Source organism: Providencia heimbachae ATCC 35613 (assembly GCF_001655055.1).
Lineage (GTDB): Bacteria > Pseudomonadota > Gammaproteobacteria > Enterobacterales > Enterobacteriaceae > Providencia > Providencia heimbachae.
In genome coordinates, this window is record NZ_LXEW01000010.1 from 72683 (window position 1) to 87942 (window position 15260).

A 15260-nucleotide genomic window follows, 5' to 3' on the forward strand; every position below is an offset into this window, starting at 1 on the left:
CACTGCTTTAACTCACTTAGCCAGTCCACTGACCAAGGGAAACTCTATCGCGCCCACCGTAATCGAGACAAGTCTCAATATGAGCGTACCCATGTTTTTTCAATAAATCACGAACTGCTGAGCCTTGTTGCCAGCCGTGTTCAAGAAGTAACCACCCTTGATTTTTAAGATATTTTTTTGACTCAGCCACAATATGCGTTAAGTCAGATAAACCTTGATCTTTTGCCACTAATGCGGTTGAAGGTTCAAATCGTACATCACCTTCATGCAAGTGACTATCAAGTTCATCAATATAAGGTGGATTACTCACAATCATATCAAATTGTTGGATCGTTAGTGAAGTAAACCAGTCACTTTGCATAAATTGTACGTTTGAAATATTCAAACGTTGTTGATTTTTTTGCGCTAAAGCCACTGCATCCATACTAAAATCCACACCAATAACATTACTATTAGGTAATTCAGATGCAAGTGCTAATGCTATAGCCCCTGTTCCCGTCCCTAAGTCAAGTAAACTGTATTGATGTAAAGGTAATGGTAATCGAGTTAATGCTTGTTCAACTAAGCATTCAGTGTCTGGACGTGGGATAAGTGTTGCTGGCGAAACATAGAGAGGTAGCGACCAAAACTCGCGCTCACCAGTTAAGTAAGCGATTGGTTCCCCTAGCCCACGGCGTTGTAATAACAGCTCAAGTTGCTGATATTCGCTTGGGCTAAGTTCGGTCTCACCAAAAGCAAAAACATAGGTTCGGCTACGCCCAGTCACATGTTCCAACAAGATTTCAACATCCCGTTTCGCACTGTCACTGGCAGGCAGTTTTTTTGCTGCCTGCTTTAGCCATTCACTATATTGCATTAGTCCTGCTCTGATAATGCAGAAAGTTGGTCTGCTTGGTATTCGTTGATGATAGGCTGAATTAAAGCGTCTAATTTGCCTTCCATCACTTCATCCAAACGATAAAGTGTTAGGTTAATACGGTGATCGGTGACACGGCCTTGAGGGAAATTATACGTCCGAATACGGTCTGAACGATCCCCTGTACCTAGCAGGTTACGACGCTCTGAAGCTTCAGCCTCATGACGTTTAGCCATTTCAGCCTGACGAATACGTGAGCCTAACACTGACATCGCTTTGGCTTTATTTTTATGCTGAGAACGTTCGTCTTGGCACTCAACAACAATACCCGTTGGAATATGGGTAATACGGATCGCCGAGTCAGTGGTGTTAACGTGCTGACCACCTGCTCCCGATGAACGGAATGTATCAATACGTAAATCAGCTGGGCTGATCTCAGGCAATTCGGCCTCTGGTAACTCAGGTAAAATCGCGATGGTACAAGCTGATGTATGGATACGACCTTGGGATTCGGTTTCTGGCACACGTTGAACACGATGCCCGCCCGATTCAAATTTTAATCGGCCATAAACATGATTACCTGAAATTTTCGCAATAACTTCTTTGAAGCCACCGTGTTCACCATCACTGGTGCTCATCAGTTCAACACTCCAACGGTTATTTTCCGCATAGCGACTGTACATGCGGAATAAATCACCCGCAAAAATTGCAGCTTCATCCCCCCCCGCGCCCGCACGAATTTCGACGAAACAGTTATATTCATCGTCGGGATCTTTAGGTAGCAATAACAGTTGCAATTCCTGTTCAAGCTCTTCATTGCGCGCTTTGGCATCTTTTAGCTCTTCTTGAGCCATTTCTTTCATTTCTGGATCATCTAACAGCATACCCGCTGTTTCAATATCATCCTGTACCGCACGCCATGCTGTAAAGCATTTGGCCACATCAGAAAGTTGTGAATATTCTTTTGATAAAGCACGAAAACGGTCTTGATCAGCAATCACACCTGCATCAGCAAGGTGCGCTTCAATTTCTTCGTAGCGTTCTTGTAATGCTTCTAGTTTTGCGACAATAGAAGGCTTCATTCGTTATATCAGACCTATGATTGAAAAGTGGTTATTGATGGTCCAGCCCTAAGCTGTCCCTAAGTAGATTGAGACGCTCCATATCTCCATTCCCTGCTGCTTTTTGCAAAGACTTGGTTGGAGCGTGGATCAGGCGATTAGTTAGTTGCTGCGATAGCTGCGTAATCACTTTCTCAGGATTTGCACCTTGGCTTATTGCCAGTAGCGCCTTTTCGGTCATACTCGCCCGAATTGCCTCAGCCTGTTCTCTGTAATCGCGAATTGTAGACACTGCCGCTTGAGAGCGCAACCAATCCATAAAGTGACTACTTTCTTGCTCAACAATAAATTCAGCTTCTACCGCTGCCGCTTTGCGCTGAGCAAGGTTCTGCTGAATAATAGACTCAAGGTCATCAACAGTATAGAGATAAACATCTCTTAATTTATTGACGTCTTGTTCGATATCACGAGGTACTGCAATATCAATCAATAACATCGGTTTATTTCGACGTGCTTTCATCGCACGTTCAACCATCCCTTTACCGATAATTGGCAAAGGGCTAGCCGTAGAGCTAATCACAATGTCCGCTTCTGATAAACGGTTATCGATATCAGATAATGACACAACTTGTGCATTCACTTCATTCGCTAATAATTCAGCCCGCTCACGAGTACGATTGGCGATCATCATTTTTTGTACGCCATGCTCTCGTAAATGGCGAGCAACGAGCTCGATAGTTTCACCCGCACCGACGAGTAAAATATTTAAGTGCTTGAGTGATTCAAATATTTGCCTAGCTAATGTACAAGCCGCGAATGCAACTGAAACTGCATTTGCACCAATTTCAGTTTCAGTTCGAACCCGTTTAGCGACTGAAAATGATTTTTGAAAAAGACGCTCTAATTCACTGGATAACGAATGATTTCCTTGCGAAAGCGCAAACGCTTTTTTCACTTGTCCTAATATTTGAGGCTCACCAAGCACTAAAGAATCTAACCCACTGGCTACTCGCATCAGGTGACTTACCGCTCTATCATCTTGATGCCAATAGAGACTTGGTTGTATATCTTTCGGCGTTATACCATGAAATTCACACAACCACTTAACTAGCTGTTCTTGTGCTTTATCTTGCGATTCTAAGCTCAAATATAGCTCAGTTCTATTACACGTAGACAGCACAACGCCACCGCTTACTTGAGGCTGTTTAAGCAGTTCCTCAAGTGCATGGTCAATTTTTTCTGGCCCAAAAGTTACCCGCTCACGCAGAGCAACAGGGGCTGTTTTATGGTTAATGCCTAGTGCTAATAAGGTCATTGCGCTACGACTTGCTCACATTGCTAATTATTTATCAACCACGTTTCGTGTATAACAAATAGACGCGATTGTTGTTTATATACTTATATTGTAGATGATCCGTGCCCCTCTTTCTACGGGTAGCCAACAGCTATCATCCAGAAAGATGACCAACACCAAAAAATAAATGAAAAAAATTGCCATTTAGACCGTTTTTCAGTGTTAAATAGGACACAAAATGTATTTTTTGTTAATTCATATACCGAAAATTATTCAAGACAGGGTTCAGATAACCAGAAAGATAACCCGCCATTCATGATTTACTTGATATATCATGGGTATATCAACTAATTATTAATTACATCACTATTCATTACAATAAGATGCATTAAGGATGCAATTATTTCGCACACAAAGCAAATGGTCAATATTCAATAATGCAGATGAATAATACCAATCTGATTGATAAACTAATCGAGTTAGCGCACTATTTATCATTAATTACCGCACAAAAATATATTTCTAGCCGTGATTAAACGTTAAACTGAAGTGAATAGTGGCACACTTAATCCAGTAAATAACGCAGTTTTTAATGATTATTTGCATTAGTTCGGCGTTTTCACTGAATCCTATTTTGAGACTTGATATGCAACTTTTCCCAACTTTATCATTCAGTCGTCCTCTCAGTGGCTTTTTGCGTTTGCTACCACTTTCATGTGTGTTTTTAACCGCTTGCGTAACGACTTCGCAAACAACGACTAAAGGCACTGCGTCTGCATCTGACCCGCAATGGAAAACCCACCAGCAAGAACTCTCTGGGTTACGTGATTATCAAACTCGGGGCTCTTTCGTATATGATGGCGGGCAGACTAAAACCTATGCAAAATTTTTCTGGCAACAATATACCCCCGAAAAATATCGTCTTTTACTGACCAACCCACTTGGTAGCCGCGAACTGGAATTGACTGTTGAGCCTGATTTAGCAAAATTAACCACTAAAGATGGCCAGACTCACATGAGTGATGTGCCAAATGAATTAATTTATCAGCTGACTGGAATGGAAATTCCATTAGATGACCTAACGGCTTGGCTAACCGGTTCCCCAGGACGCGCCACAGATTTCACGCTAGATGAAAACCATTTATTGAAAACGGTCACTTTTGAACAAAATGGTGAAACATGGAAATTAAACTATATTTCTTATGACACTAAAACCTCACCAATGCTACCTAATCACTTAGAATTACGCCAAGGCGACCGTCTGATCAAATTAAAAATGGATAGCTGGACACTGAAACAATGACTTTGACTTGGCCCTCTCCCGCGAAATTAAATCTTTTTCTGTATATTACGGGGCAACGACCTGACGGTTATCATGAATTACAAACCTTGTTTCAGTTTTTAGATTATGGCGATGAAATCACCATCACCACCCGCCAAGATAATCAGCTCAATTTGTTAACTGAGATGACAGGCGTTGAACCTGAAAAAAATCTCATTTTGCGAGCCGCCAAATTATTACAAAACTATTGCCGGCACACGCTGCGCTATGAAGGTAATCTAGGGGCGGATATCAGTATCCAAAAAATTCTCCCTATGGGCGGTGGGATTGGCGGAGGTTCTTCCAATGCAGCAACAACCCTTGTTGCGCTAAATGAACACTGGGGTACTCAGGTTTCAGATGACGTGTTAGCAGAATTAGGAAAAGTACTGGGTGCCGATGTACCCGTGTTTGTTCGAGGTCATGCTGCATTTGCTGAAGGAATTGGCGAAATTTTAACCCCTGCATCGCCAAAAGAGATTTGGTATTTAGTTGCACACTCCGGAATTGAAATTTCAACCCCGACAATCTTCACAGATCCACAATTAAATCGAAATTCTCCAAAACGCTCTTTAGCCGCATTATTACTGGCTCCGTACGCTAATGACTGCGAAACAATTGCAAGAAAACGTTTTCGTGAGGTTGAACAGCTTGTTTCTTGGCTGTTACAATACGCTCCGTCTCGCCTAACAGGAACAGGCGCATGTGTTTTTTCTGAATTTGAAACACAAGCGGATGCCCTTAAGGTGTTAAATAAAGCCCCATCGTGGGTGCAAGGGTTCATCGCCCAAGGGGTCAATGAGTCCCCATTGCACAAATTCCGCGCTGGGATAACCCGTGTATTGCACCAATGAGCACTGACATTATTAATCAATGCTATTGGTCAACAATATCTCTCTGGACGCAAGCCTGAGGTTTTTCTCGTGCCCGATATGAAGCTTTTTGCTGGTAACGCTATACCGGAACTAGCACAACGTGTTGCTAACCGCCTTTACACTAATCTTGGAGACGCGGCTGTTGGTCGTTTTAGCGACGGCGAAGTCAGTGTTCAAATTAATGAAAATGTTCGCGGTGGTGATATCTTTATCATCCAGTCAACCTGTGCACCAACCAATGACAACCTGATGGAACTGGTTGTTATGGTCGATGCCCTGCGCCGTGCATCTGCTGGTCGTATTACCGCTGTTATTCCTTACTTCGGTTATGCAAGACAGGATCGTCGCGTACGTTCTGCCCGTGTACCAATCACCGCTAAAGTTGTTGCCGATTTTCTCTCGAGTGTAGGCGTTGACCGTGTTCTCACCGTCGACTTACACGCAGAGCAAATTCAGGGCTTCTTTGATGTTCCTGTAGATAACGTATTCGGTAGCCCGATTCTTCTTGAAGATATGTTACAGAAGAACTTGGAAAACCCAATCGTTGTATCGCCAGACATCGGCGGCGTCGTTCGTGCTAGAGCAATCGCTAAACTCCTGAATGATACGGATATGGCTATCATCGATAAACGTCGCCCTCGTGCTAACGTTTCTCAAGTGATGCACATTATCGGTGATGTATCAGGTCGCGACTGCATCTTAGTTGACGATATGATAGATACTGGTGGCACATTATGCAAAGCAGCTGAAGCACTGAAAGAACGTGGTGCGAAGCGCGTATTTGCTTATGCTACTCACCCAATTTTCTCTGGTAATGCTGTAGACAACATCAAAAATTCAGTTATTGATGAAGTTATTGTCTGTGACACCATCCCTCTTTCTGCTGAAATCAAAGCGCTAACCAATGTTCGCACCCTGACCCTTTCAGGCATGCTGGCAGAAGCAATTCGCCGTATCAGTAATGAAGAGTCGATCTCTGCGATGTTCGAGCACTAATATCGAATGCGGGATCGCTCGTATCCCGTATTTTCTGTTTGCTTCATGCACGACGAAATGTCATAGCAGATGTAGCGCCCCTACCGTTGATATCCAACGGTAGGGGCTTTATATTTATGGCGATTAAAAGATAACCAAATTTAATACTCATCCACCGTTCAAAAACAATTCGCTTCCCTATTAATCGGCATATACCGAAATTAATTTATATTTTACGGCCAAGGGAAACAGTCAGAGTCAATGGGAAGGCACAGCGAATAGCGGGAGATTAATAATCGTATAATAGAACGATTATCAAATTAATTGATGCGAAAAATAGTTTATATATAAAACATAAGAGTGAACTCGTTTCTACGAATTTCACTCTTATCAACACTCATAATAAAACTTATTAATTATAATAAGTTTTATGGGTAACGGTGGTTATCATTACGTGAATGATAATGATGTTTTAGAAGCCAATAACGGTCTGCCACTTTTTCTCGTCCACCGACTCTTGCACCAACCAGCCAAACGAGTGCACCGATAAAAATGCCAAATAGTGAACCATTAGTGACTAGTTCAGAGAGGCCAAAGTTAACAACATGGGAAAATAAGTTAATTCCAATGCTGCCAATCATCAACACAAGTCCCAATCCCATTAATACATTACCAACTAGATGAGCGAATTTACGTTTCATAACTCCCTCCAATATCAGGTAAACTGATAAGCAAGCAACTGTAAAAAACTTCGGTAAAACTTTGTATTTATGTCACTATAATAGTGCATTAAGTAAAATTTTTTGCGATGGCTATCACAAGAGAGGAAGTTTGACGGTAAATCTACTCAAAAAGTGCTTTTCATCAAATTATATAAAATCCGAATAATTCTAATGATAACTATAACGTGTGAAATTTTATAAATGACAATTTTGTACATCCCTACGTACTCAAGGTAAACTAGTGCATTATTTTCATAAACTGACAGTGAAATCGTAGCCGTGAGCAAAATTAAATTAATTGTTGGCCTTGCAAATCCAGGTGCTGAATATGCACAAACTCGACATAATGCAGGGGCATGGTATGTCGACTTACTGGCAGACCGCCATAATCAACCATTAAAAGAAGAACCTAAATTTTTTGGTTATACCGCTCGCATTAATATCAGCGGTAATGATGTTCGCCTACTCGTACCAACCACTTTTATGAATTTAAGTGGTAAATCAGTTGCAGCGGTGGCTAATTTTTATCGTATCAATCCAGATGAAATATTAGTTGCGCACGATGAGCTTGATCTCGCGCCTGGCGTGGCAAAAATGAAATTAGGCGGCAGTAATGGCGGCCATAATGGTCTGAAAGATATTCAAAGCAAATTTGCTAATAACCCTAACTTTTACCGCTTACGTATTGGCATTGGTCATCCAGGGGATAAAAACAAAGTTGTTGGCTTTGTTTTAGGCAAACCCGCTATGTCTGAACAAAAGCTCATTGATGAAGCTATTGACGAGGCATTACGCTGCACAGACATCCTGTTAGTCGATGGCATGGAGAAAGCAATAAACCGCTTACACAGTTTTAAAGCCACGGTTTAAGACTTCATTTCATCAAAACCAACTTTTTATGTATAATCAGCGGCAATTTTCTAACATCAGGCGCAGCATTTGTCTGCACCTTGCTATTAAGGATCGAGACATATGGGTTTTAAATGCGGTATCGTTGGTCTGCCTAACGTGGGTAAATCCACACTTTTTAATGCATTGACCAAAGCCGGCATCGAAGCAGCCAACTTCCCTTTTTGTACCATTGAACCAAACACGGGTGTTGTGCCAATGCCAGACTCGCGTCTTGATCAATTGGCTGAAATTGTGAAGCCACAGCGTATTTTGCCAACCACAATGGAATTCGTGGATATCGCCGGTTTAGTTAAAGGCGCATCCAAAGGTGAAGGCCTCGGTAACCAATTTTTAACGAATATTCGTGAAACTGAAGCCATTGGCCATGTTGTGCGTTGTTTTGAAGATGACAACATCATTCACGTTGCTGGCCAAGTTGACCCAGAAGCAGATATTGAAATTATCAATACCGAACTGGCTTTATCAGACTTAGAAGCTTGCGAGCGCGCCATTCATCGCGTACAAAAACGCGCTAAAGGTGGCGATAAAGACGCAAAAGCAGAATTAGAAGCGCTGGAAAAATGCCTACCGCATTTAGAACAAGCCGGTATGCTTCGCTCACTGGATTTAACGGATGAAGATAAAGAGGCAATCCGCTATTTAAGCTTCTTAACTCTGAAACCAACCATGTATATTGCTAACGTCAGTGAAGATGGCTTCGAAAATAACCCTTATTTAGATAAGGTTCATGAAATAGCTAAAGCGGAAGGTTCTGTCGTTGTTCCTGTATGCGCAGCAATTGAATCTGATATTGCTGAGCTTGACGACGCCGATCGTGAGGAATTTATGGCAGATTTAGGTATCGAAGAACCGGGTTTAAACCGCGTTATTCGTGCTGGTTATGAATTACTCAATTTACAAACTTACTTTACCGCTGGCGTAAAAGAAGTACGTGCTTGGACTATCCCTGTCGGTGCAACCGCGCCACAAGCAGCAGGTAAAATCCATACTGATTTCGAAAAAGGCTTTATTCGTGCCCAAACAATCGCATTTGATGATTTTATTAAATACCGCGGTGAACAAGGTGCAAAAGAAGCCGGTAAAATGCGCGCAGAAGGTAAAGAATATATCGTTAAAGATGGTGATGTACTGAATTTCTTGTTTAATGTGTAAGCCTATATTAAATCCTATACATTAATCGCAATATAAAATATAAAAATCCACGTCGTTATTTTTAGCCGCGTGGATTTAATATTTTGCAGCAGCTTAGCGAAATTCTATTTTTTGTTGATACTCGCTCCCTTCCCCAAATTGTTTTTGTAAAAATTCAACAAATATGGCAACTTTTCTGGGTAAATATTGTTTTTCAGGATAAACCGCATAAATACTATGATCGGGTAATTCATAATCAGTGAGTAGCGGGATTAATTGATTATCAACATCTTCGATTGACGTAATAAAATGAGGTAATAACGCGATTCCGATCCCACCAATTACTGCTTGAACTAATGCTTGGCTGTTATTCACTCTTAAATTACCTTTAGGAATATGGCTAAATTTCTTACCTTTATGATAAAAAACCCATTCTTGTCCGGCTTGATAAAATGAATAAGAGAGGCAGTTATGGTTTTTAAGTTCTGAGGCCTTTTTCGGTTTTTCATATTGCGCTAAATAATTTTTAGCCGCATATAAGCCACTATGACACGGGGATAAGCGCCGGGCGACTAATGAGGAATCTGGGAGCTCACCAATACGTACAGCAATGTCATAACCTTCACCGATTAAGTCCGTCACTTTATCATCAAAAAATAGCTCAACCTCTAAATCAGGATATTGCTGCATAAATACTGGGATCATTCTAGATAAATGCAGTATACCAAAAGACATTGGTGCGCAAACTCTGATAATGCCGGTGGCTTTATCACTATATTTAGACACTGCGTCACCAGCCATTACCGCTAATTGATAAGATTGACGAATATAATCAATATAAATCCCCCCCACTTCCGTCAAGCTAATACTGCGCGTTGTACGATAGAAAAGTTTGACTCCGAGTGTATCTTCGACTCCTTGTATTGCTTTGCTAACAGCTGATTTAGTGATGTTGAGTGATTTCGCCGCTTTAGTCACACTAAGGCTATCAGCAACAGCTATTAATACAGGAAACACATTCATCTCAGTCATGTTGCACCTCATTGTTTACCATTAGTAAACAGTGTGTTTTCTTGAAAGCAAAGAAAAAAAAGCATACCTTAGCTACACTAAAATGCAACTTAAATCCCCATACCATCATGAATAATAAATATATTTTATCTCTACTCGCGCTTTTTTCAGGAGGATTGCTCTCCTTGATGATTATGAGCAATAGCTATCTCGCAAGCTTTACCACCCCCCTTGCCGCTTCTTGGATCACTCATGCTGTGGGCGCTGTTTTCTCATTTATTATTTTTTGCTTATATCAATTTAAAAAACAGCCCTTCCTCACGAATAAAAAGAAAACCAATTTAATTTGGTATTTAGGTGGCATTCCTGGTGCATTTACCGTTTTACTCGCTGCAATAACGGTTAATAGTCCACTAGCACTATCTGGCAGTATTATTCTGATGATCACAGGGCAAATTCTATTTAGTTTACTTGTGGATATTATGGGCTGGTTTGGGGTTATTAAACGCACGATTACACCAAGTGATATATTAATGTGTGTGTTGCTCATCAGCGGCAGTACACTATTGATTATAGGGAAATAATTAAAATGACACTTTATATTCTCATTGCGCTATTTAATGGTATCTGTATTGTCACTAGCCGAACTTTAAATGGCCAGCTAGCACAACAACGCAACGCTTTTTATAGCGCAATGATTAATCATATTGTTGGCTTTGCATTTTTAACGCTTTTCGTCATTGCCTATAAAGACTATCAATCCATCAATTTAATCAATATTCCATTAATTTCATTCGTAGGCGGCATTATTGGAGCATTTTTTGTCGTCATCAATAGCTATGTTTTGCCACTTTTAGGCGTCATGCTAACTTCGGTCTTAGCCATATGTGGGCAAATGATTTCAAGCCTCTTGATTGATATAATTAATGAAGTACAGACAACGCATTTACTTTTACAACTGATGGGGGTCGGACTAATTATTGGCGGCGTTCTTATTAACTTCAGGAAGAAAACAAAATAATTGTATGATAAAAAATCTGGAAGCTTTCACTTCCAGATTTTTAGGTCACGTATTAATTATTAATAAAACGACTTAGCCACCGATTGAGAAAAACACAACTCGGCCAACCCCTTCACCAACAAAAATACACAGTGTTGCCAGTGACATCACCAATGTCGCATTTGCTGCTGTACCACTTTTTTGACATAACAGTCGGCCAACAAATAAGATGCCTACTGCAATTAATACCACACGCGTGATGCTTAAGGTTAATAGCCCTTCTGGAATTTCACGTGGCGTGATCCCCATATAGATGGGTTCACCAACATGCCCCAGTAAGGATAATGCACCTAATAGCATCAACAAAATACCGATGACGCCGACGCCGAGTGATATTTTAACAACGCGTTTTAATCGCTCTTCTTCACCCGCTGCTCGTAACGATGTCACCAGTAATAGTGCAGCAACTACGCCACCGACAAGTAAGACAGCACCGAAGAAGCTGGCGTAAGTAAATAGACCAGACCACAAGTTAAATAACGTGTTGGCATACAGTGCAGACATCGCATACATATACACTAAACCTGCGATCGCGCTTAATACTAACAATGGGCCATTAGCTTTTTGTTTTAACAGCAAAATCGCCACACTTAGAAAAAGTAGCCCCATATAAATAGCCGTTGCCCAAACTTCACGACTCATCCACGAGGTGGCGACATGTAGCATGGTGTAAAACATGTGCAACGGATTACCCATATGGAAAAGCGATCCTAATAGACCGATACAACCTAAAATAAAACTCATCAAAACAGGGACTTTTAGCCATTTGATGCCCTGACTTTCACTAACACCATCAAATAAGCGAAAGTAACACAACAATGAGACTAACAAACAGCCTACTGATGCCTGCATAAATAAGGTAAAAATAACCAAGGGAAACTCATGCATGATAATTATCCTTATCCTTTTGTGCCGACAACAAGGTTCGGTTTGGTGATACTTGAACTTGGTAATCCAGCAATGTCTGCATTGGTACCATATTTTGCACGCAACTCACTGATAAGACCGAACTCAATGGCTCGCATCGGGCAAGAGTCAACACACATTGGGTTTCCACCCTGCTCACGCAAATCAATGCAAGTATCACACTTCGTCATCATACCGATACTGGCATCAAACTGTGGCGCTTCATATGGGCATGCCCAAGTACAGTAACGGCAACCGACACATTTATCGTGATCCACCAGCACAACACCATCCTCTTCACGTTTGTGCATCGCCGTGGTAGGACAATGACTAACACATTGAGGGTCATCACAATGGTTGCAAGCGATTGATAAATGCCAACGACGTGGACGCGGATATTCGCCAACTTCAACATCATATACACGACGAAAATTACGCCCGACCTCAAGGTCGTTTTTGTCCTTACATGCCACAACACAAGTCTTACACCCTATACAGGTGGCAACATTAATATAAAAACCTACTTGTTTATCCATTTTTTATTGCCTCCTTAAAAGATGATCCGTTGTGGGATTTTAACGTCGGGAACTAACTGCTCACCCTGCCATTTTTCAATGTTACATAGCATGGTGTTCCAGCCTGATGTCCCTAGACCCGTCGCAACTTGGATGGTCAATGTGTTATCCGCACCGGCCATATCAATCCCTGTTTTTTCATCAACATCTGTCCAGCTACCGTGAGGTAATGCAACAACACCCGGTTTCATAGTTTGCGTGATCAGTGCAGGACGCACAATTTTGCCTTGTGGGCTAGTGACTAGTACGGTTTCACCTTGTTTAATATCGAGGCGTTTTGCATCAGAAGCGTTGATATAGATAGGGCTTGGCCAATGCTCGCGTAACCAAGGCACATTATCCAGAGTACTGTGAGAGCGACGTAAATAATGCGGGTTATAAATTTGGAATGGGTAATCCCCTTTTTCTTTCTTGGCAAAATCATTAAAACTTGATTCAAAACCATTGGCAGAAGGAATATATTCTGGAATTGGCGGTAGCTTAGTCCATCCACATTCATCCGCCTTTTCAACCAACGTTTCACAATAAATTTCAAATTTACCACTTGGTGTCGGACGTGGATTAGCGATTGGGTCGCGAATAAAGTCTTCATAAGCAATGTAGCCGTAATTATCATCCCGTGTACGCTTAACTTGATATTTACCAACCGTTAGAAATTCATTCAGCGTAATACGACCTTGTTGAGGCTTCCCTATCACTTGCCATTCATCAATATCCGCTTGAGTCACTGTCAGTAATGGCTCTGTGGTTTTGCCATCTTCACCAATAATTGTTGCACCGTTCAGTTTATTGAAAAATTGTTGTTTTTCAGAAATGGGGAAGACTTCGTCTACATTTATACCTAAACGTTTTCCTAGCTCTTTGGCGATCCACTGATCGCTTCTTGCTTCATACAGTGGTGGGGTCACATTCACTGCTGCAATGATAACTTCACGGTTGCTTGGATTGAGGATCGTACCTTCGCGTTCCCATTCTGTTGTAACTGGCAACACAATATCGGAATATTTCGCACAGGTATGCGGAACATAGGCCGCTGTGACGATCAGTTCAACATCGTTGCGATAAGCTTCAATACCTTGGGTAATATTGGCTCTGGTTTGCAATGTGGCGTTAAACGAATGGAAAATCATCTGGATATTTGCATCAACATCACCAACACCTCGCTGACGAAATTTTTTCTCCAGCAATGCGCGATTAAGCTCGTTATGGTTGATTTTTAGACTGACAGGATTCGCCACTGAAGGTAATCCACTGGCTCCGGCCATCACTAAACGTGTACCGTTATTACCCGCAGCAAAGTGGCAACTAACGCCTGTCATTCTTCCTGAACGCCCCATATGGCCAGTCATGAAACCCAGTGTTGAGAAAGCTTGTACCCACCCTTCACCATTATGAACACGTGCTGGCGCCCAACCCGTTAACAATGCAACGCGATTAGTTCCGCCAATTTGACGGGCTAATGAACGAATATCGGATGCAGAAATGCCGCAAATTTCGGCCGCCCACTCGGGTGTTTTCGGTGAACCTGTATAGGATCCTAATAAATAATCTTTGAAGTTACCTTTTGGATCAGTGCCTGATGGCATGTTGTTTTCATCAAAACCTACTGTACAGCGGCGTAAAAATTCCCAATCAATTAAAGGGTTATCCGCACTGTCCATTTCTAACAAGGCAGACATGATACCTAAAGCTAAGGCATGATCCGTCCCGGGGTTAATGGGATACCAATCTGCATCCATCAATTCCGCCGTTGTCGTATAGCTTGGATCAATACTAATAAAACGTGCGCCCGCTTTTTTCGCTTGATAATAGTTATATGTTGGGCTGCCTGGGCTACTCCACGCAGGGTTAGCACCCCACATCACAATTAGCTGCGAATTACGCATATCGAAACGATCATTTGTGCCGAAAGTGTAAAAACCTTCAAGTAAGCCTAAATGTGCAGGGGTTTCAAACCAAGCTCCCCAAGATGTGGTACCCCAATCACCGACATAGCCCCCTGCTTTAGCGAACACATTTTGGAAATCAACGCCATTTCCACCGGTAACCCAAATTGATTCATTGCTGTATTTATCTTTAATGCGTTTAGTTTCATTCGCAACGATATCCAGCGCTTCATCCCAACTAATACGTACCCATTGATCACGTCCACGGAGGCTTTTATCTCCACCGCCCGGCGCCCATCCTTTACGCTTCATTGGATATTTTAAGCGGTCAGCACCAAATACTTGTTTACGCTGTGAACGCCCACGTAGACAACCACGTTGTTGCGGGAAATCAGGGGTATCTGCAACTACGTCATCCGTTTTTTGCCTAACGACAACTCCCTCAACAACTAGTGCTTTATTCACACAGCGTCCACCGCAATTATGCCAACATGCTACAGGCTTCCATTGCCCTTTGGCTGCTGCATCTACGGCCGACTTTTCGGGTGTTGGTGTCGAAGCGTAAAGTCGTTTACTTAACGGCAGTGCGGCCATCGCCGATGCCGCCGAGGTCCATGCTATAAATGAACGACGACTTAAGCCTTCTTTGTGTCTTTCTGACATTGCTCTTACCTC

At 41.9% G+C, this 15260-nt stretch carries 15 protein-coding genes; 7 read left to right on the top strand and 8 right to left on the bottom strand.

The window, feature by feature from the left end:
• Window positions 1-16 precede the first annotated feature (16 nt).
• The 3 genes from prmC to hemA are packed head-to-tail and all read right to left on the bottom strand — an operon-like array spanning window position 17 to window position 3232.
• Entirely contained in the window at window positions 17-856 is an 840-nt protein-coding gene (gene prmC, locus M998_RS02155) for a peptide chain release factor N(5)-glutamine methyltransferase (RefSeq protein ID WP_068907310.1), read from the bottom strand.
• A complete protein-coding gene (gene prfA / locus M998_RS02160) occupies window positions 856-1938 on the bottom strand; it encodes a peptide chain release factor 1 (protein WP_068443393.1) in 1083 nt (360 codons plus the stop codon). The genes prmC and prfA overlap by 1 nt, the downstream gene beginning before the upstream one ends.
• A 31-nt stretch (window positions 1939-1969) precedes the next feature.
• Window positions 1970-3232: a glutamyl-tRNA reductase gene (gene hemA, locus M998_RS02165; RefSeq protein WP_068443390.1), complete on the bottom strand. Its 1263-nt coding sequence runs from the start codon at window positions 3230-3232 to the stop codon at window positions 1970-1972.
• Window positions 3233-3857: 625 nt separating this feature from the next.
• Here hemA and lolB point away from each other — a divergent pair.
• From lolB to prs, 3 genes are all read left to right on the top strand, one after another.
• Entirely contained in the window at window positions 3858-4514 is a 657-nt protein-coding gene (lolB, locus tag M998_RS02170; RefSeq protein WP_068907312.1) for a lipoprotein insertase outer membrane protein LolB, read from the top strand.
• Entirely contained in the window at window positions 4511-5386 is an 876-nt protein-coding gene (ispE, locus tag M998_RS02175) for a 4-(cytidine 5'-diphospho)-2-C-methyl-D-erythritol kinase (protein WP_068907314.1), read from the top strand. The genes lolB and ispE overlap by 4 nt, the downstream gene beginning before the upstream one ends.
• Before the next feature lie 69 nt (window positions 5387-5455).
• Window positions 5456-6403, top strand: coding sequence for a ribose-phosphate diphosphokinase (prs, locus tag M998_RS02180; RefSeq protein ID WP_068443383.1), 948 nt, complete (start codon window positions 5456-5458; stop codon window positions 6401-6403).
• Between the two features lie 407 nt (window positions 6404-6810).
• Here prs and ychH read toward each other — a convergent pair whose 3' ends face one another.
• Window positions 6811-7083 carry a stress-induced protein YchH gene (gene ychH / locus M998_RS02185; protein ID WP_068443380.1) on the bottom strand — a complete coding sequence of 91 codons (273 nt, stop codon included), beginning with the start codon at window positions 7081-7083 and terminating at the stop codon, window positions 6811-6813.
• 300 nt (window positions 7084-7383) lie between these two features.
• Between ychH and pth the strand changes: the two genes are divergently transcribed.
• A complete protein-coding gene (pth, locus tag M998_RS02190) occupies window positions 7384-7974 on the top strand; it encodes an aminoacyl-tRNA hydrolase (protein WP_068443377.1) in 591 nt (196 codons plus the stop codon).
• A 102-nt stretch (window positions 7975-8076) separates the two neighbouring features.
• Window positions 8077-9168, top strand: a complete 1092-nt coding sequence (gene ychF, locus M998_RS02195; RefSeq protein ID WP_068443374.1) for a redox-regulated ATPase YchF — start codon at window positions 8077-8079, stop codon at window positions 9166-9168.
• Between the two features lie 93 nt (window positions 9169-9261).
• On the opposite strand, the gene M998_RS02200 is transcribed toward ychF, so the two are convergent.
• Complete coding sequence (locus M998_RS02200; RefSeq protein ID WP_068907316.1) at window positions 9262-10179, bottom strand: LysR family transcriptional regulator; 918 nt, start codon at window positions 10177-10179, stop codon at window positions 9262-9264.
• 167 nt (window positions 10180-10346) lie between these two features.
• On the opposite strand from M998_RS02200, the gene M998_RS02205 reads away from it, so the two are divergent.
• Entirely contained in the window at window positions 10347-10742 is a 396-nt protein-coding gene (locus M998_RS02205) for a DMT family transporter (protein WP_231906751.1), read from the top strand.
• A gap of 5 nt (window positions 10743-10747) precedes the next feature.
• Window positions 10748-11179 (top strand): DMT family transporter, encoded by a 432-nt coding sequence (locus M998_RS02210; RefSeq protein ID WP_068907317.1) that lies wholly within the window; start codon window positions 10748-10750, stop codon window positions 11177-11179.
• A 72-nt stretch (window positions 11180-11251) separates the two neighbouring features.
• On the opposite strand, the gene M998_RS02215 is transcribed toward M998_RS02210, so the two are convergent.
• Genes M998_RS02215 through M998_RS02225 form a run of 3 tightly spaced genes read right to left on the bottom strand, consistent with a single transcriptional unit; the run spans window position 11252 to window position 15248 of the window.
• Entirely contained in the window at window positions 11252-12106 is an 855-nt protein-coding gene (locus tag M998_RS02215) for a dimethyl sulfoxide reductase anchor subunit family protein (RefSeq protein ID WP_068907319.1), read from the bottom strand.
• Between the two features lie 11 nt (window positions 12107-12117).
• Entirely contained in the window at window positions 12118-12660 is a 543-nt protein-coding gene (locus tag M998_RS02220) for a DMSO/selenate family reductase complex B subunit (RefSeq protein ID WP_068443362.1), read from the bottom strand.
• A 14-nt stretch (window positions 12661-12674) separates the two neighbouring features.
• Window positions 12675-15248, bottom strand: a complete 2574-nt coding sequence (locus M998_RS02225) for a molybdopterin-dependent oxidoreductase (protein ID WP_068907320.1) — start codon at window positions 15246-15248, stop codon at window positions 12675-12677.
• Window positions 15249-15260 lie beyond the last annotated feature (12 nt).